Annotated in this window: 17 protein-coding genes and 1 pseudogene; 8 read left to right on the forward strand and 10 right to left on the reverse strand. The window is 60.9% G+C overall.

Annotation, left to right across the window (positions count from 1 at the left end):
* Window positions 1-37 precede the first annotated feature (37 nt).
* Genes ftsH3 through SynA1524_RS01800 form a run of 3 tightly spaced genes read left to right on the forward strand, consistent with a single transcriptional unit; the run spans window position 38 to window position 3,026 of the window.
* The gene (gene ftsH3, locus SynA1524_RS01790) at window positions 38-1,885 is read left to right on the forward strand and encodes an ATP-dependent zinc metalloprotease FtsH3 (RefSeq protein ID WP_186498705.1); all 1,848 of its coding nucleotides are present in this window, start codon (window positions 38-40) and stop codon (window positions 1,883-1,885) included.
* A 13-nt stretch (window positions 1,886-1,898) separates the two neighbouring features.
* Window positions 1,899-2,540 (forward strand): bifunctional 4-hydroxy-2-oxoglutarate aldolase/2-dehydro-3-deoxy-phosphogluconate aldolase, encoded by a 642-nt coding sequence (locus SynA1524_RS01795; RefSeq protein WP_286188623.1) that lies wholly within the window; start codon window positions 1,899-1,901, stop codon window positions 2,538-2,540.
* A gap of 45 nt (window positions 2,541-2,585) precedes the next feature.
* A complete protein-coding gene (locus tag SynA1524_RS01800; RefSeq protein WP_186498706.1) occupies window positions 2,586-3,026 on the forward strand; it encodes a hypothetical protein in 441 nt (146 codons plus the stop codon).
* 3 nt (window positions 3,027-3,029) lie between these two features.
* On the opposite strand, the gene aroC is transcribed toward SynA1524_RS01800, so the two are convergent.
* The 10 genes and pseudogenes from aroC to sufR all read right to left on the reverse strand — a co-directional run bounded on the left by aroC (window position 3,030) and on the right by sufR (window position 12,053).
* Window positions 3,030-4,121: a chorismate synthase gene (gene aroC / locus SynA1524_RS01805; RefSeq protein ID WP_186498707.1), complete on the reverse strand. Its 1,092-nt coding sequence runs from the start codon at window positions 4,119-4,121 to the stop codon at window positions 3,030-3,032.
* A gap of 23 nt (window positions 4,122-4,144) precedes the next feature.
* The gene (locus SynA1524_RS01810; RefSeq protein ID WP_286188624.1) at window positions 4,145-4,879 is read right to left on the reverse strand and encodes an aspartyl/asparaginyl beta-hydroxylase domain-containing protein; all 735 of its coding nucleotides are present in this window, start codon (window positions 4,877-4,879) and stop codon (window positions 4,145-4,147) included.
* Window positions 4,880-5,570: 691 nt separating this feature from the next.
* Window positions 5,571-6,566 carry a hypothetical protein gene (locus tag SynA1524_RS01815; RefSeq protein ID WP_186498709.1) on the reverse strand — a complete coding sequence of 332 codons (996 nt, stop codon included), beginning with the start codon at window positions 6,564-6,566 and terminating at the stop codon, window positions 5,571-5,573.
* 110 nt (window positions 6,567-6,676) lie between these two features.
* Window positions 6,677-8,079, reverse strand: a pseudogene (locus SynA1524_RS13235) (phospholipase D-like domain-containing protein).
* Window positions 8,080-8,129: 50 nt separating this feature from the next.
* Window positions 8,130-8,336, reverse strand: coding sequence for a DUF8677 family protein (locus SynA1524_RS01825; protein WP_186498710.1), 207 nt, complete (start codon window positions 8,334-8,336; stop codon window positions 8,130-8,132).
* Window positions 8,327-9,412, reverse strand: a complete 1,086-nt coding sequence (locus SynA1524_RS01830) for a DUF4912 domain-containing protein (protein ID WP_186498711.1) — start codon at window positions 9,410-9,412, stop codon at window positions 8,327-8,329. The genes SynA1524_RS01825 and SynA1524_RS01830 overlap by 10 nt, the downstream gene beginning before the upstream one ends.
* A gap of 181 nt (window positions 9,413-9,593) precedes the next feature.
* Complete coding sequence (locus SynA1524_RS01835; protein WP_286188625.1) at window positions 9,594-10,352, reverse strand: phycobilisome rod-core linker polypeptide; 759 nt, start codon at window positions 10,350-10,352, stop codon at window positions 9,594-9,596.
* Window positions 10,353-10,460: 108 nt separating this feature from the next.
* Window positions 10,461-11,057, reverse strand: a complete 597-nt coding sequence (locus SynA1524_RS01840) for a phycobiliprotein lyase (protein ID WP_186498712.1) — start codon at window positions 11,055-11,057, stop codon at window positions 10,461-10,463.
* Window positions 11,047-11,406: an NDH complex assembly factor CRR9 gene (locus tag SynA1524_RS01845; protein ID WP_286188626.1), complete on the reverse strand. Its 360-nt coding sequence runs from the start codon at window positions 11,404-11,406 to the stop codon at window positions 11,047-11,049. The genes SynA1524_RS01840 and SynA1524_RS01845 overlap by 11 nt, the downstream gene beginning before the upstream one ends.
* Before the next feature lie 5 nt (window positions 11,407-11,411).
* The gene (gene sufR, locus SynA1524_RS01850) at window positions 11,412-12,053 is read right to left on the reverse strand and encodes an iron-sulfur cluster biosynthesis transcriptional regulator SufR (RefSeq protein ID WP_186498713.1); all 642 of its coding nucleotides are present in this window, start codon (window positions 12,051-12,053) and stop codon (window positions 11,412-11,414) included.
* 137 nt (window positions 12,054-12,190) lie between these two features.
* On the opposite strand from sufR, the gene SynA1524_RS01855 reads away from it, so the two are divergent.
* The 5 genes from SynA1524_RS01855 to SynA1524_RS01875 are packed head-to-tail and all read left to right on the forward strand — an operon-like array spanning window position 12,191 to window position 17,279.
* Window positions 12,191-12,547 (forward strand): ferredoxin-thioredoxin reductase catalytic domain-containing protein, encoded by a 357-nt coding sequence (locus SynA1524_RS01855; protein ID WP_186498714.1) that lies wholly within the window; start codon window positions 12,191-12,193, stop codon window positions 12,545-12,547.
* A gap of 5 nt (window positions 12,548-12,552) precedes the next feature.
* A complete protein-coding gene (gene sufB, locus SynA1524_RS01860; RefSeq protein WP_049691623.1) occupies window positions 12,553-13,992 on the forward strand; it encodes a Fe-S cluster assembly protein SufB in 1,440 nt (479 codons plus the stop codon).
* Window positions 13,993-14,032: 40 nt separating this feature from the next.
* Window positions 14,033-14,821: a Fe-S cluster assembly ATPase SufC gene (gene sufC, locus SynA1524_RS01865; RefSeq protein WP_186498715.1), complete on the forward strand. Its 789-nt coding sequence runs from the start codon at window positions 14,033-14,035 to the stop codon at window positions 14,819-14,821.
* Window positions 14,822-14,823: 2 nt separating this feature from the next.
* Window positions 14,824-16,002: a Fe-S cluster assembly protein SufD gene (gene sufD, locus SynA1524_RS01870; RefSeq protein WP_186498716.1), complete on the forward strand. Its 1,179-nt coding sequence runs from the start codon at window positions 14,824-14,826 to the stop codon at window positions 16,000-16,002.
* A complete protein-coding gene (locus SynA1524_RS01875; protein WP_186498717.1) occupies window positions 15,999-17,279 on the forward strand; it encodes a SufS family cysteine desulfurase in 1,281 nt (426 codons plus the stop codon). The genes sufD and SynA1524_RS01875 overlap by 4 nt, the downstream gene beginning before the upstream one ends.
* Window positions 17,280-17,288 lie beyond the last annotated feature (9 nt).

The following is a 17,288-nucleotide window of genomic DNA, read 5'->3' on the forward strand; positions in this document are numbered from 1 at the left end:
ACCCGTTTAACATTCCTTTATCTGAGCGACGAGAGCCTTGAACAAGCGTTGGCGCAACATCGGCCTGACGGCCCTGCTAGTCCTGGCGATCGTGGTGATAGCCCCGGCCTTCCTGGGCGGTGGCAACACCCAGCAGGAAGCTCGGACCATGCGCTACAGCGATTTCGTTGAAGCGGTTGAGGACAATCAGATCAGTCGCGTGCTGATCTCCCCGGATCGGGGCACCGCTCAGGTGGTGGAAAACGACGGCCGCCGCGCCCAGGTGAACCTGGCTCCCGACAAGGAGCTGCTCGGTCTGCTGACCCAGCACGATGTGGATATCGCTGTGCAGCCCACCCGTCAGGCTCCGGCCTGGCAGCAGGCCGCTGGAAGCCTGATCTTCCCGCTGCTGTTGCTGGGTGGGTTGTTCTTCCTCTTCCGCCGTGCCCAGGGCGGCGGCGGTGGTAACCCCGCCATGCAGTTCGGCAAGAGCAAGGCCAGGGTGCAGATGGAGCCTTCCACCCAGGTCACCTTCAGCGATGTCGCCGGCATTGAAGGCGCCAAGCTCGAACTCACCGAAGTCGTCGACTTCCTCAAGAATCCGGATCGCTTCACGGCCGTTGGAGCCAAGATCCCCAAGGGTGTGTTGCTGGTGGGCCCTCCAGGCACCGGTAAGACCCTGCTCGCCAAGGCCGTTGCAGGTGAGGCGGGTGTCCCCTTCTTCTCGATCTCCGGCTCTGAATTTGTCGAGATGTTCGTGGGCGTCGGTGCCAGTCGTGTTCGCGACCTGTTCGAACAGGCCAAGAAAAACGCTCCCTGCATCGTCTTCATTGACGAGATAGATGCTGTCGGCCGTCAGCGTGGCGCTGGCTTAGGTGGCGGTAACGATGAACGCGAACAGACTCTCAACCAGCTCCTGACGGAGATGGATGGTTTCGAAGGCAACACCGGCATCATCATCGTCGCGGCGACCAACCGTCCGGACGTCTTGGATGCTGCGTTGATGCGCCCCGGTCGTTTCGATCGACAGGTCACCGTGGACCGGCCCGATTACGCCGGTCGTCTCCAGATCCTCAATGTTCACGCCCGCGGCAAGACGTTGTCCAAGGACGTCGACCTTGACAAGGTGGCCCGTCGCACCCCCGGCTACACCGGTGCTGATCTGGCCAACCTGCTTAATGAGGCTGCCATCCTGGCTGCCCGTCGCGAACTCACCGAGGTCAGCAACGACGAGATCAGTGATGCAATCGAGCGCGTCATGGCCGGTCCTGAGAAAAAGGATCGCGTCATGAGCGAGCGCCGCAAGCGTTTGGTGGCTTATCACGAGGCTGGTCACGCTCTGGTCGGTGCTCTGATGCCCGACTACGACCCCGTCCAGAAGATTTCGATCATTCCCCGCGGCAATGCCGGTGGTCTCACCTTCTTCACGCCCAGTGAAGAACGGATGGAGTCCGGTTTGTACTCCAGGGCTTATCTGCAGAACCAGATGGCGGTCGCTCTCGGTGGCCGTGTCGCTGAGGAGATTGTCTACGGCGAGGACGAAGTCACCACAGGTGCCTCCAACGACCTGCAGCAGGTGGCCTCAACGGCCCGTCAGATGATCACCCGCTTCGGCATGAGCGACACCCTCGGCCCTGTAGCCCTTGGTCGCGCTCAGGGTGGCATGTTCCTCGGCCGCGATATCGCAGCAGAGCGCGATTTCTCTGAAGACACTGCCGCCACCATCGACCAGGAAGTGTCTGAGCTGGTAGATGTGGCTTACAAGCGGGCCACCAAGGTGTTGGTGGACAACCGTGCTGTGCTGGATGAACTGGCCGACATGCTGGTAGAACAGGAGACTGTTGATGCCGAGGAGTTGCAAGAACTCCTGATTACCCGCGACGTTCGCGTTGCCGAATACATCTGATCGACCGGTCTGGTTGCAGTGTCAGGAGGCGTTGATCGCCTCCCTGGCTGCCCAACCGATCCTGGTTGTGGTCCGCCCCAATCCGACTGATCTGGATGGTGATGATGGTCCGGGATCACTCCTGGACCATTTGTCATGTCTGGCCAGCGTCGGTCTGCGTCATGTGGAGATCGGCTGGCAGCTCGACAGCAGATGGTGCTCCTTCGTTGCTCGGGTCCGTCAGCGTTGTCCATCGCTGCAGTTGGGAGCTGCCTCGCTGCTCACGACCGATGCCCTGGCGGATCTGAAGACCTGCGGACTGCCCTTCGCCATGTCGCCCTGCTTCGATCCGGCTCTGCTGGAGCGGGCTCGCCAACGCGGGATTCTGCTGGTGCCAGGGGTGTTCAGTCCCACAGAGCTTCAGCAGGCGGCGGCCATGGGTTGCGGACTGGTCAAGCTGTTTCCCGCCGTCAGCGTCGGAGTCGACTACATCCAGCGTCTACGCGCACCCCTCGGGCCGTTGCCGCAGGTGATTGCCGCCGGAGGCCTGGGGGTGGGTGATGTAGATGCCTGGCTAACGGCAGGTCACGCCGCCGTAGCCCTGGGACGACAGGTCATCGACATTCAGGGTCCTGATCCCGCCTTGTTGCGGTGGCTGCAGACCACTTCTGGTTGACATGCGTCCAGGATGCTACAGATGAGATAGTCATTCCTCTGCGTGATGTCGCAGCTCACGATCAAGCTCAGCGACAAGGCGGATGCCCTGATCGCCCAGCTCCAGAAAGAGATCTTCAACCGTCGGCGCAAGAAGGTCTCTGCCGCCGGCGTGGTGGAGACCCTGGTGGAAAGCGGTGCCAAGTCCCAGTCGGACAAACGCTTCGCCACCTCCTGGACCAATCTGATCAAGGACATCGAGAAGGCGGCCAAGCTGGCCTATGCCCATGGCAGCAAGCCCTCCACCCTCACCGATGAGGAGTGGGCCCTTGTTCTCAGCCATCGCAGTCGCTCCACCACGGCCCGTCCCCGGCGCATGGTGAAGAAAAGAGTGGTGGCGACCAAGAAGCCGGCGTCCCGTCGCACCCGCACCCGCAGTTCCGCTGCTGCTGCGGTGGCGTCGACCCCCGTCAGCAGCAATGGCAAAGCGCCGGTGACCGCCGGCTGACGCTCACCAGAGGCTGCACTGACCCTGCTGCCGCAGCAGGTGATCCACCAGCACCAGCGCCACCATCGCCTCCACCATCGGCACGGCCCTCGGCAGCACACAGGGGTCGTGTCGACCCTTGCCGGCCAGGGTGGTGGCCTTGCCGTCGGAATCAATGGTCTGCTGTTCCTTGCGGATAGTGGCTGTGGGCTTGAACGCCACCCGGATCACAATCGGCTCGCCGTTGCTGATGCCGCCCTGGATGCCACCTGAGTTGTTGGTAGCCGTCTGCAGTCTTCCGTCATCGGTGGGCACAAAGGCATCGTTGTGCTCGCTGCCCTTGAGCAGGGTTCCGCTGAAGCCAGAACCGATCTCAAAGCCCTTGGTGGCGGGGAGGGACATCACCGCCTTGGCCAGATCGGCCTCCAGCTTGTCGAACACGGGCATTCCCAGCCCCGGTGCTGGGTTGCGCACCACGCATTCGATCACGCCGCCACAGGAGTCGCCGTCGCGCCCGATCGCCTCGATCCGTTCCACCATCTGAGCGGCTGTGGGGGCGTCCGGGCAGCGAACGATGTTGCTCTCGATGGCGTCCAGCGTCACAGCCTGGGGATCCACATTCGCCTCGATGGTGTGGATGCGTTTGACCCAGGCGAGCACCTCCGTCCCTGCGGCCTTGGCTAGCAGCTGCTTGGCGATCGCACCGGCGGCCACGCGCCCGATTGTTTCGCGGGCTGAGGCCCGCCCGCCCCCACTGCGGGCTTGCACGCCGTATTTCACCTGGTAGGTGGCATCGGCATGGGAAGGCCGGAACGCCACGGCCATGTCCTTGTAGTCGCCGGGGCGCTGGTCCTTGTTGCGTACCAACATGGCGATCGGTGTTCCCATGGTGGTCTGCCCATCGAGAAGGCCGCTGAGCACCTCCACCTGATCGGCTTCCTTGCGTGGGGTGGTGATGTGGCTCTGGCCCGGCCGTCGCCGATCTAACTCCGCCTGGATTGCTTCAACATCAAGGTCCAGGCGTGGAGGGCAACCCTCCACGATCACGCCCACGCCACCGCCGTGGGACTCACCGAAGGTGCTGATCCGAAACAGATCGCCGAAGCTGCTGCCCATGGAGTCTCCGCTCTGCCAGGAGGCTACGAAGCCGCCGCGCGCAGCAGGGCCCGTTCCCGCATGTTCTGCAGGCGTTGCCACAGCTGGGCGATGGCAAGAAACAGCCAGCTCATGGCCACCAACCAGAAGGGCTGGTCACGGCGGAACACATCGAACAGCAGCACAACCCGTGGCTGGTCCGACCGGTTCACGGCGGAATGCAGGAAGGTGTCGTCCCAGAGAAAGCCTTCCCCTTCCTGCAGGTGATACGTCTTGCCATCGATCATTAGTTCACAGGAGCTGCGTCCATCCCCCAGATCGGCCACATACAAGGGCAGGTGGAACCGCCAGACGCCTTTGAACGGACCTTTGTGGGGCCGCAGCACTTTTCCCTGTGGGAACAGGCTCACCGCGGCGGACACCACATCGCTATAGCGGCTGAGAAAGCTCCTCAGGCTTGGGATCAAGGCCTGATTGGCGGGGTAGTCGTAGCCGTAGCCCCGCAGAGGCAGCATTCCCCACACCTTGCGGTCGAATTCGTAGAGCGTGCGCTGCTGCTCCATGATCTCGTGGTTGGCCGGCAGGCGCCCTGAGAGCGCGACCTCCAGGGTTTCCCGGCGAATGGCGTCGAAATTGCTTTGCAGTTCAGCGCTGGCGGGAAAGTGTTCGAGGACCGGCACCACGGCCGGATTGTGTAACGAGCGTTCGTAGCACCAGCGGGCGACCTCACGCCAGAAGCGGTAGTTCCAGGGGGCCCAGCGCAGCAGCTTGTTCCGCACAGCTCTAGCCCACTCGGGCGAAAGCATCGCATGTGCGTGAGCTGTTAAGCGTCTCCGACTATGAAGGACAGTCCTGCCAGGCCAAAGGAGCGATAGGGCTCAAATGCAAGATCACAACGTAATGTCTTGAACTCCAAGAAAGCATTACGAGCTCCTGAATTATCGAAACGTGTGCCACAATGGTAATGTTCGAAAGCGAGAACTACTCCGTTGGTGAGGTGAGTTGAAACGCAGCGCAGTACTGCTCTGACTTCGGTGAAGGAGTGTAAAGTGATAAATAAGCATGCCAACTGATGTGGAAGTGGAGGCGGATTCGTTGAAGAAGTTGGAATGAACTTGACTACTTCCATCTGCTGGGCACCAATGCCAGACCGCCAGCACCGATTCTTGAATGTCGCTTCAGACATTAGAGGAGTATTGGGGAGCCAACGCGGATGCAGATCTCGTTCTGTTTGAGGTTCAGGGATGCGGTCAAAAGAGCTGTAAGCCCAGAGTTTCCTATCGATTGGCTGGCTTCGTACTGCCTTCCAAGCCATCTGAAATGTAATGAATCTCCGGCATCCAAACTCGACATAGTCACCATTAATTCGGTTAAAATGAAGAAGTTTTAGGGATTTTCGAAGAAATGCAGCGGTGTCCGCACTGTTTGCGCGCTGTTCCTGAAATCTGGACAGAATATGGTTCATTCGCTTTATTGTTCTGAGGATGGTGTCATTGATAAGCGTCTCGAAGGCTCAATCTGCAACAGTAGTTCAAGTGCTCTCCGCAAGGTTGACGCCCAATCCATGTTTCTACGTCTTACCAGCAAAGTGTTGGGGTAAAAAGGGGATCGGTCGACATGGTCAGGCCAAGTCGTGACACTTTCACTGTCCAATACCACCACACAAGGAGTACCAAGGGCACCCGCCATGTGGGCTGTCGTGTTGCTGATCGTTAAGACGCGTTGGACGGATGCGATCTGAAGGGCATATCCATCGAGGTCTTCGAACTGATCTATCCGACGAGCTGCTTTAACGGGTCGGCCACTCTTTTGAACAAGTTCTTTAAGACCAGCCCGCCCTTCCTGATACTGCAAAGATTGCACGCGACCTCGCACATCACGAATGAGCTCTGCCCAGTCTTCTAAAGAAGGTAGGCATTTATAGATCGCTTTTGAGTACCAAGAGATGCCAAGCCCTCGAGGGTTTATCGCAGATGCAGGTGGAGGAATCAGCGGCAGAAAGCTGTTGAGAATGAGCTCCTCGTTATGGGCATAGAACAATGCAAGTTGTTCATAGGTAGTCCAAGCCGTATTGGTATCCTGTGGTAGAGCGTCATTGGTGCTGATGAAACGTACATAAGGAAAACTTCGCTGGAAGAGAGGAATTAGGCGCTCTTCGGTTTGAACAATGAGCTCGCTGACATCTGCAGCTGCCTTGGCTACAAGGTGAACCAGTCGTAGCTCATCACCAAGATCCCTCTTCCTTCCCTCCACGACGAGGGTCCTAACGCGATCGCAGGGTCCTCGCCATGGTCGGCCAGGCGAAGGCCTTTCCAGCATGGCTATTGCTTGAAAGGTTTTCCAGGCCTGTTTGTAGTAGCAGCAACGCTCCATTTTGTTGGCGGCTTCAGTCATGCTGATTAAATCGCTTTCAGCTTCTGCTTGAAGAGCCTTTTCCACATGCCAGGACAAGTTGGAGAAGCGCATCATTGTGTGGAGGTGGTCGCTTTAAGGAACCGTGGTAGTTGCTCAGCGGCTTATGAGTCGCTGCACAACTATCAACCTTGGCATAGAAGGAGGGATGGCCATTTCAGCTCTCAGGCCCTCTCCACCCCATCCCCGCAACGGATCCGCTGACGGTCGAATTTGCGTTGGAGGTGTGGTGTGATCCCAAGTTCTGCTCCGTCCCAGAGGCGATCCATTTCTCGGGTGAAGTGTTTAGAGAGCTGAGGTGAATGAATGACCAGCAGGGTTTCGTCGTTGGTGTGAGCAGCCGAGGGCGACCAATTGAAGGATCCTGTGACCACGGTTTTGTTATCGATCACGGCGAACTTGTGGTGCAGCGTGTCGCTTCTGGCGAGGCGAGGGGTGCCGACACCGCGAATGGGTTTTGCGAATGGTTTGTTGTGGGCCTCGAGTTTGCAATCGCGATCGGGCAGGGCCACCCCCAGCAGATCCAGCACCTCTGAGAACGATCGGCTGGCGAACCCAGGGTCAGCCACCAGCCGAATTTTCACACCGTCGTTGGCGCGCTCCTCCAGCACATCCGCCAGCTGCTGAGCCGAGAACACGAACAGGGCCATGTCGATCTGGTTCTTGGCGGAGGCCAGTAGTGCTGCCAGCCAGTTCAACCCGTGGTCGGCATTGCGTTTGGGGTGGGGTGCGAACAGCACCTCTACCTCCACATTGCCCACCTGCACGCGCTCGGCGTCCGTTCGGCCACCTTTGCCCAGCCCGAAGCGGCTGTCCTTGGCGCCACCAGGGCCATCGCCCCACATCCGCTCGAACTCGCGTCGGAAGACAGCAGCCAGTGCAGGGCTGTCGATGCGCAGCAGATGGTTGACGTTGCCTCGTGTTCTGGGTTTTCCGGCATCACCATGGAGGCCGGAACTGGTGAAATTGGCGCTGCCGTGATCACGCTGCGGTCGTCGACCACCACGAATTTGTGGTGCATCAATCCATTGCCACTGCTGCCGTCCTCGGTGTCATCCAGCAACGGCACCCCGGCCTGGAGCAGTAACCTCACGACATCATCCTGTCGGGCTTCCTCCGCAGTCGTGATGCCATCTCCATCGGCATCGGCCAGGTCCTGGAGTTGGTGCCAGCGATGCCGCTGGTGCTTGGGGAGATGGCTGGGTTGCTGGTCACTCCAGGGGGTGCTGTAGCTTTTCTCCAGCACGAGCTTCACATGCACCCCCCGCCTGTGGGCGGCGATCAGATGCCTGGCCAGGCTTGGTAACGACAGCTCTTGAACGGCCACCAGCAGGCTGGTGTCAGCACCCTCAATCGAATCGACGATCAATTGCTCCAGGTCATCACCGTTGCGCCATTGGCCTGTCAGGGGTGACTGGTAATGGCTCCCGACGCGGTGGTTGAAGGCCAGAGCAAATCCGGGCGGCAGGGGGAGATCAGCTTCAACAGCACCAACAATCTCCTCAGGTCTGCTGCAGCTACAGCACAGAAGCAGCTGCAACAGCAGGAGCGCAGTGGGGGAACGCATCAGTGTCGAAGCAGCTCTCTCTCAGTGTTCCCCTGGTCGGCGGCAGCCTGTCAGTGGGGCATCTCTGAGGTTTTGAGCATGGCGACGAACCAGAGGCCACTCAGCACAAGAGCCGCTGCGACCCCAGCGCCGATGCCCACTCGGGCCATCACCAGCGGAACGATCAAAGGAAAAGCCATCGCCCCTGCGAGAGGGGTGATGGCAACAAACCAACGCAGGGCGGTTGGCGACTCGGATTCGGAGGAGTTCAGAACCACTCGGCGCGAGCTTCGCTGGCGGGGTTGCTGTTGTCTTCGGGGGTCTGACGCTCGAAGTTGAGGGTGATGTTGCGCTTCTGTTCACCGTCTGCAGCTGTGGCTTCGATGGCGTAGACCTGCTCTCCATCACGGAATGGAACCTGGATGCGAAAGGTTCCATCGGTGGACAGAGGCACCTCTTCACCGCCGATTGTGAGACGGGCCGAGGGGTCGGTGGCGCCGTAGACGATCAATTCAGCATCGGCGACCAGCCAGAAAGAGCGCTGACGGGGAGCGACGCCACCAATGCCGGACTCATTGCGACCGCTGGCCCAGAGGCCGATGCCGGAGTCGCTCAGGCAGTAACGATCGGAATCGGCGGAGGAATCAAGAGCTTCCTGGAATTCCTCGGAGCCGACGCGACGACGACGGAAGTGAACCGTGGCACTTTGGTAAAGACGCTCATGCAAGCCACTGTCACTGGGTTCAGCGGGAGGAGCCACCGGAGCCGGTTCAGCAACAGCAGGGGAAGCGTTGTCCAGACTGAAGGGGACGAACTGGTCGAGAATCTGCTCACTGGGGTGCAGGGCAGGAACGCGGGCCACGGACGAGAAAGCCAGGGACATCCAGGTGGTGCCGATGCGATAGCCGAGCTCAACGCGGTAATCGCGATCGCAGAGAGGAACAGGCAGATACCACTCGGTGCTGTGGCTATCGACGGGGACTTCCTGGAGGGTGTGGGGATGGGCGCTGCCGTCCTGCATGCCGGTCACATCAGCAAGGCGAAGGCAGAGGCGGCTGGCTCCCTCTTTCTGAGCGCGCTTGCGATCGTTGTCGGAGATCTCCCAGAACACGTAGGCCCACTGGGGATCACGGGGGAGAAAGACCACGCGGGTCTCGGTTGTGGGGAGTGCCTGAGGGGTCAACTCGGCTTCGATGGCCTTGAGGTCGCCACCCCGCTTCTCCTGACGTTGCGCCACCTCACCAACCAGAGCTTCCTTGCTCTTACGGCTGTAAAGAGGTACACCGAGATCGCTGGCGATCTGGCGTAATTGACGCAGGGTCAGACGTGCCAATGAGGTCAGGGTCTGAGACACGTCCAAAACTCCAGGATTCGTTTGGGATCATTTTGCGATGAAAAAATCCTTTCCGAACCGTTAACGAACCCAGGGTCAGTGGATCCTGACCCTAAAGGCTTGGATGAAAGCGGGGATCACTGTCACTCACACAAAAAAGCGGGACTCAGGCCCCGCTTTTTTGATGGCTTGAGGACTGGATTCAGCGACCGATGCTGCGATAAGGAACGCGAGACATGTAGTCGATATCGGTGCTGGATGAGCCCCCACCTGGGTTGGGCATTGGGAGATCCTTGAGCCAGGCCATGTAGTCGCTGGGAGATCCACCACGCTTGATCTTGCCTCGTGCGGGAATCTGTTTTGCCGGACCGCCCATGAAGACGATCTGGGGGAAGCCCAGGATCCCCCGGTAGTACTCGTCGTAGCGAGGGCTGGTGATGTTGAACGGAGTATCACCGAGCTCACGGCCGGGGAGCACGCGATTGCGTTGCGACGGAACGGTGTCGTACCCAAAAGCGTCCAGGTATTCCTGACTGTCGAGCAGGACGTCCACCAGTCCCTCGACGCCCTTGGTGGCGATCACGATCGACCAGGCGATCTCTTCAGACTTGTTGGTTTTGCGTCCCAGCAGCTTCTCCACAAGGTGGCGCACCACCTTGTAGTTGCTGTTCATGCCGTAGAAGCTGCGCTTGAAGGTGTCCGAGAGAACCAGTCCGCGGATGAAGTCCCGAACCGTGATCTGACCGTCCTTCAGCTGGGACTCGAGATTCACGTCCCGATCGGACTTGAAGGCGTGGAAGTAGATCTGGCGGTAGGCGCTTTCGATCACCGTGACGAGGTTGTCCCGGTCCATGGCGATATCCATGGAATTGGCGCGGGCCGTTTCATCGGATTGAACACGCAGGGCTGCCACCCGAGAGTTCTGGGTGATTGGTGCGTACTCCAGAAGGGGAATGGCCACGCGAGCTTCAGCATCCACTGCCGGCGATCGTAGAAGTGCCCGCAAGCCCCCACTCCGTGGGCTTGAGCAGCGATTACATCCCGTAATAGTCGCCCTGGGTACTTCTGCTTACCAGCCGAAGGGGGCGAGGGTTTTGGCGGGCTCGTTGTTGGCGGATACGGCTGGGGGCGCGGTGTCCAGCATCCGTGTCTCCATGCAGAACGATGCGTTGTTGGACAACCCCTGAACCGTGCTGGTGCGTAGCCGCAGGTTGGGACCGGCGAACCAGAAGCGCTCTAGGGAACTCATCATTTCGTAGTCGGTGGTGAGGATCAGGCCGTTCTCCGCATCCATGTGGAACTGCCCAGCCACCGGTGCCTTCTCGGCATAGCCGCGATCCCGCAGCAACAACCCGCTTCGTCCGGAGTCGTCGCTGGGGATGAGGCCGAACATGGTCTGGTCTTCGTGGGATTCGCCGGCGCGATCCCAGGCCATGGAGCCGCTCCAGCGCACCCTGCAGCCTCCGACGATCCGCTCAACGCTCTCGTTGTTGCGCTGGGCGATCTCGGCCAGTCGCGCGTCCCCTTTGTGCAGCTCTTCCACCACGATGAATGACGCACCGGCTTCGGCCCGACGGTGCAACAGGTGGTGCTGGCTGCGCTGTGAGGTCCAGCGACCGCAGCTCAAGCGAAAGAAGCTGAGGGAATCAGCGATCTCAAGGGGCATCGGCGCTTCTGTTCTGAAGTTGATGATGGCAGCGGGCTTCCGCGGCAGTGATCAGGTCGTCGAGCTGGAGTTCAAGCGGGGGTTTGCCGAGGCTGTCGGCAAGGACCTGAAGTTGCTCGGCGGCTCCATTGAGTTGGTGCATTAATGATCGTAGAAAGGCTGGATCTTCTGCGACGACAGGCTGCTGTTCGCACCAACGGCGACGGCTGGCGGCATCGGGAAGCAGGCCTTCGTTGCCCCGTCCCATGGCCTGGAAGCTGTCAAGGCAGTGGGCCAGCAGACGCAAATGGTGGCGATCCATCTGCGGCAGCAGCGTGGCATCAATCCTGGCGATCACGGCGGCATCCACTGCCTTCAGTTCTGCAGTGGTGTGATGCGGAAGCCGCAGGCATGCCCTCCCTCGAGGCGCCAGTGCACCCTCTCCACCTGACAGTCGGGAACCGTCCTGCGGATCAGCACCAATTCCTGGTCACAGACGGCTGGAAATTCCTCGGCAATCCGCTGCACGGAGCAGTGGACTTCCTGCAGGCGCCAGCTCACCCCGTCGTCCTCCGGGCTGCAGAGGGTGACGTAGCCCTCGTCCCGCCGCAGGCTGGCCAGCTGCTCAAGGCGCTGTTGCAGCGGACCGTTGCCGATCCGATCCCGGTAGCGGCTGGCCTTGTCTTCCGCCTGCTGGTTCAGCAGGGTTCGCACGGTCTCTTCCGGCAGGCTGGCCCGCATGGAGTTCAGAAGTCCCAGGGCGAAGCGTTGGCTGCCATCGGGGAACTGATCCCGCCCTAGGTCGGTCAGGCGCCAGCGGTTGCTTGGCCGGCCAGGACCGGAGACGCTGGGGCTCGCTTCGGCCAGGCCAGCCTCGGCCAGGGTTTTCAACTGTCGTCGAACCGCCTGGACCGACAGGTTCAAGGTTCCGGCCAGGTCAGCGGCGTCGGCATCCCCGCGCTCCAGCAGCAGGGACAGCAAAGCGTCGCGAGTGCTGGCCTGAACTTGGGAACTCATGGTGCGCAGAACCTGTTTCCACGATGCCACCGGAATGGCCGCCCCGGCGTTCACAATGGTGTTTCTCCATAGGCCGACCTGTTGCCTTAGGCTTCGAATAAGGAAACCAGGTCGTTTCGTAACTTCATTGTTCCTCTATGTCTGACGCCGCTCCCGAGCCCACCGCCGAAAGCCTGGAGGTCATTCGCAAGTTCGCTGAGACCTACGCCCAGCGCACAGGCACGTACTTCTGTGCTGAGGCCAGCGTGACTTCCGTGGTGCTGAAGGGGCTGGCACGCCACAAGGACGAGCTCGGCGGTGCGCTGTGTCCCTGTCGTCATTACGAAGACAAGGAAGCTGAGGTGTCCCAGGCCTTCTGGAACTGCCCCTGTGTGCCGATGCGTGAGCGCAAGGAGTGCCACTGCATGCTCTTCCTCACCGAAGACAACCCCTTCGCCTGCCCGAACAAAACCCAGACGATCTCTACCGAGACGATTCACGCCACTGCCGGCTGACCTGAATGACCAGCACCTCCACACGGGACCTCGTCAGCCAGCCGTACAAGTACGGCTTCGTCACCGAGATTGAGACCGACAAGATCGCCAAAGGTCTCAGTGAAGACGTTGTTCGTCTGATCTCGGCCAAAAAAGAGGAGCCTGCGTTTCTGCTGGAGTTCCGGCTCAAGGCGTTCCGCCATTGGCTCACCCTTGAGGAGCCCGACTGGGCGGCTTTGGGGTATCCGCTGATCGATTATCAGGACATCGTTTACTACGCAGCTCCGAAGCAGCAGGACAAAAAGGCCAGCCTTGATGAGGTGGACCCCAAGCTGCTGGAGACCTTCGACAAGCTTGGGATCCCTCTGAGCGAGCAGAAGCGATTGAGCAACGTGGCTGTGGACGCTGTGTTTGACAGCGTTTCGATCGCCACCACGTACAAGGAGAAGTTGGCGGAGCACGGTGTGGTGTTCTGCTCCTTCAGCGAAGCGGTCAAGGAGCATCCCGAGTTGATCGAGCGCTACCTGGGTTCCGTGGTGGCAAGCAACGACAACTATTTCGCGGCACTGAACTCAGCAGTGTTCAGTGATGGCTCCTTTGTCTTCATCCCGAAGGGTGTCGAGTGCCCGATGGAGCTCTCCACCTATTTTCGGATCAATTCCGGCGACACGGGTCAGTTCGAGCGCACGCTGATCGTCGCCGAAGAAGGGGCTTCTGTGAGCTATCTCGAGGGCTGCACGGCTCCGATGTTCGACACCAATCAGTTGCACGCTGCTGTGGTGGAGCTGGTGGCCCTGGATGACGCCTCGATCAAGTACTCCACCGTTCAGAACTGGTACGCGGGTGATGAACATGGCGTCGGCGGCATCTACAACTTCGTCACCAAGCGGGGGCAGTGCCGGGGTGCCCGCAGCCGCATCAGCTGGACGCAGGTGGAAACTGGCTCCGCCATCACCTGGAAATACCCCAGTTGTGTGCTGCAGGGAGCTGATTCGGTTGGTGAGTTCTATTCCGTGGCACTCACCAACAATCGGCAGCAGGCCGATACCGGAACAAAGATGGTTCATGTGGGGCCCCGCACCCGCTCCACGATCGTGAGCAAGGGAATCAGCGCCGGTCATTCCAGCAACAGCTACCGCGGTTTGGTCCAGATGGGACCTGCAGCGAAAGGGGCCCGCAACTACAGCCAGTGCGACTCGATGTTGATCGGCGACCAGGCGGCCGCCAACACCTACCCCTACATCCGCTCCCAGCAGCCTCAGGCGGCCATCGAACACGAGGCCAGCACCTGCCGCATCTCCGAAGATCAGCTCTTTTATCTGCAGAGCCGCGGCATCGGCTTCGAAGAGGCGGTGTCGATGATGGTCAGCGGCTTCTGCCGCGATGTGTTCAACCAGCTGCCGATGGAGTTCGCCGCCGAGGCGGACAAGCTGCTGGCCCTCAAGCTCGAGGGATCCGTGGGCTGACCTCTGGCTCCATGTTCTCTTCTTTCTCTCTTCATCTCCAGTGATCCGCCCCGACGCCGAGCTGCTTCTCGACATCACCAACCTGCATGCCTCTGTTGAGGATCAGCCCATCCTCAAAGGGGTGAACCTGCAGGTGAGGGCCGGTGAGATCCATGCGGTGATGGGCCGCAACGGCAGCGGCAAAAGCACCCTGTCCAAGGTGTTGGCTGGTCATCCCTCTTATCGCGTTACAGCTGGCACCGTGCGGTACCGCGGCTCCGATCTGTTTGAGCTTGAGCCGGAGGAGAGGGCTCGCCTCGGGGTGTTCCTCGGTTTTCAGTACCCGGTGGAGATTCCCGGGGTGAGCAACCTTGAGTTCCTGCGCGTGGCCGCCAACGCCCGCCGCAGCAAGCAGGGGTTGGAGGAACTCGACACCTTCGACTTTGAAGACCATGTTCAGCAGAAGCTCCAGGTGGTCCAGATGGACCCCGCCTTCCTGGAACGCAGCGTCAATGAAGGGTTCTCCGGTGGAGAGAAGAAGCGCAATGAGATTCTCCAGATGGCCCTGTTGGACACCGTGGTGGCCATCCTCGATGAAACGGATTCCGGCCTGGACATCGATGCCCTGCGCATCGTGGCTGGGGGTGTGAACCAGTTGGCCACACCGGACAACGCCACGCTGCTGATCACCCACTATCAGCGTCTGCTCAATGAGATCACGCCCGATTACGTCCATGTGATGGCGGCCGGTCGCATCCTGCGTACCGGTGGTCGTGACCTGGCCCTGGAGCTGGAAAAGACCGGTTACGACTGGGTGGACAAGGAACTGGCAGCCCAGGGAGTCGCTTGACCATGGCAAGCGCGGTGTTGGCACCGGTTCAGGAGCGCGGACGGGCCGCATTGGAGAGGCTCGGTTTGCCGACCCGCCGCCAGGAGTCGTGGCGGCTCACGGATCTCAAACGCCTGGAGGCGTTGGCGCGGCTCCCCCTGAGTGCAGTTGTGGCGCCCCCAGCAATCCCTCCAGTCGCAGCAGGTGTGCACCGGTTGGTGCTCGATGGTCAGGGTGACCCCCTCGACGGTGTTGTTATGCCGGAGGGATTGAGTGTCCTCTCCGCGGTGGAACTGGAGCAGGCGTTGGGTCACACCCTGGATCGCTGCGGCTGTGCCGGTAGCTGGCCCGTGGAACTCAACCATGCCTCGGCGCGGCAGGTGTTGGCCCTACGGGTGCGTGGTGCGGTAGCTCCCTTGGAGCTGGTGCTGACCGGTGCTGCTGGTCTGACGGCCACCCGGGTTGTGCTGTTGGTGGAGGAGAAGGCGAGCCTGGATCTGCTGCAGGTGCTGCATTCCGATGGGGCCTCGGCCCATAGCCATGTGCTGGAGGTGCACCTGGGCCAGGAAGCCCAGCTGCGCCACGGACTGCTGGCCACGGCTGACGGTCAGGCGTCGTTGCTCGCCCATTTGGCGGTGGAGCAGGAGCCCCGCAGCCGTTATGTCTTCACCTCTGTGGTGCAGGGATGGGATCTGGCGCGGGTTGAGCCACGGGTAGTGCAGGTGGATGGACAGGCGACCACAGAGCTCAAGGGTCTGGCGGTCAGTCAGGCGGAGCAGCAGTTGGCCACCCACACGGCTGTGCGTTTCGACGGACCGGAGGGGGAGCTGGATCAGCTGCAGAAATGCCTGGCCGGCGGTCGCTCCCATGCCATCTTCAACGGTGCCATTCAGGTGCCCCGGGACGCGCAGCGCACCAATGCGGCACAGCTCAGCCGCAATCTGCTGCTGTCCGAGCGGGCGCGGGTGGACACCAAGCCCGAGTTGGAGATCGTGGCCGACGATGTCCGTTGCGCCCATGGCGCCACGGTGAGTCAGTTGCAGGAAGACGAGTTGTTCTATCTGCAGAGTCGCGGGATCGCCGCCGCTGATGCTGCCGCTCTGTTGCTGCGGGGGGCCTGCCAGGAGGTGATCGAGCACCTGCCGGCCTCGGCGGAGGCCTGGGGCCCCCTGGAGCGGGTGATGGCGGGGTTGAGCCGATGACAACAAGTTCTGCTGTGAAATATCGCGATGATATGGGTGTGCTATCTGATCGATATCGTGCCGATTTCCCGATCTTTGGCCAGCGTGCGCCGGATGGCCGCCCGCTGATTTACCTCGATCACGCCGCCACCAGTCAGAAGCCGCGCCAGGTGTTGCAGGCCCTGGAGCATTACTACGCCGCAGACAACGCCAACGTTCATCGCGGTGCTCATCAGCTCAGTGCCCGGGCCACCGAATCCTTTGAAGCAGCCCGCACGGTGACGGCGGAGTTCGTGCGCGCCGCCAGCCCGCGCGAAATCGTGTTCACCCGTAACGCCAGCGAGGCGATCAATCTCGTGGCCCGCAGCTGGGGTGACGCCAATCTGCGTGAGGGGGATGAGGTGTTGCTCACGCTGATGGAGCACCACAGCAATCTGGTGCCCTGGCAGTTGCTGGCCCAGCGCACCGGCTGTGTTCTGCGCCATGTGGGAATCACGGAGACCGGTGAGCTGGATCTCGAAGACTTCCGCAGCAAGCTCAGCGACCGCACCCGCCTGGTGAGCCTGGTGCACATCAGCAATGCCCTGGGTTGCTGCAATCCCCTGGACCAGGTGATCCCCGCGGCCCACGCCGCTGGAGCCCTGGTGCTGGTGGATGCCTGCCAGAGCCTGGCCCACAAGCCAATTGATGTGGCTGGGCTCGATGTTGATTTTCTGGTGGGCTCCTCCCACAAGCTCTGCGGCCCAACGGGAATGGGCTTCCTCTGGGCGCGGGAAGCGTTGCTGGAGGCGATGCCGCCGTTCCTGGGTGGCGGCGAGATGATTCAGGACGTGTTTCTCGATCACAGCACCTGGGCGGTGCTGCCCCACAAATTCGAGGCCGGCACTCCAGCCATCGGTGAAGCGGTGGGCATGGGGGCCGCGATTCGCTATCTGCAAGCCATCGGGCTGGAGGCGATTCAGGTCTGGGAAGCGCAGCTCACCCGCCACCTGTTCGAACGGCTCCAGGCCATCGAGGGTGTACGGGTTCTGGGGCCCACGCCGGAACAGCAGCCGGATCGCGGTGCGCTTGCCACCTTCCTGGTTGACGGCGTCCATGCCAACGACATCGCTGCCTTGATGGATGCCTCAGGGATCTGCATCCGCAGTGGCCACCACTGCTGTCAGCCCCTTCACCGCCATTACGGCGTGACGGCGTCGGCCCGGGCCAGCCTCAGTTTCATCAGCACCTTTGAAGAAATTGATCGGTTCAGCGAGGAGTTGACGTCCACCATCGGCTTTCTGAGAGAGCACGGTTGAAAGGTGTTC

It is taken from the genome of Synechococcus sp. A15-24 (assembly GCF_014280195.1).
Classification (GTDB): Bacteria; Cyanobacteriota; Cyanobacteriia; order PCC-6307; family Cyanobiaceae; genus Parasynechococcus.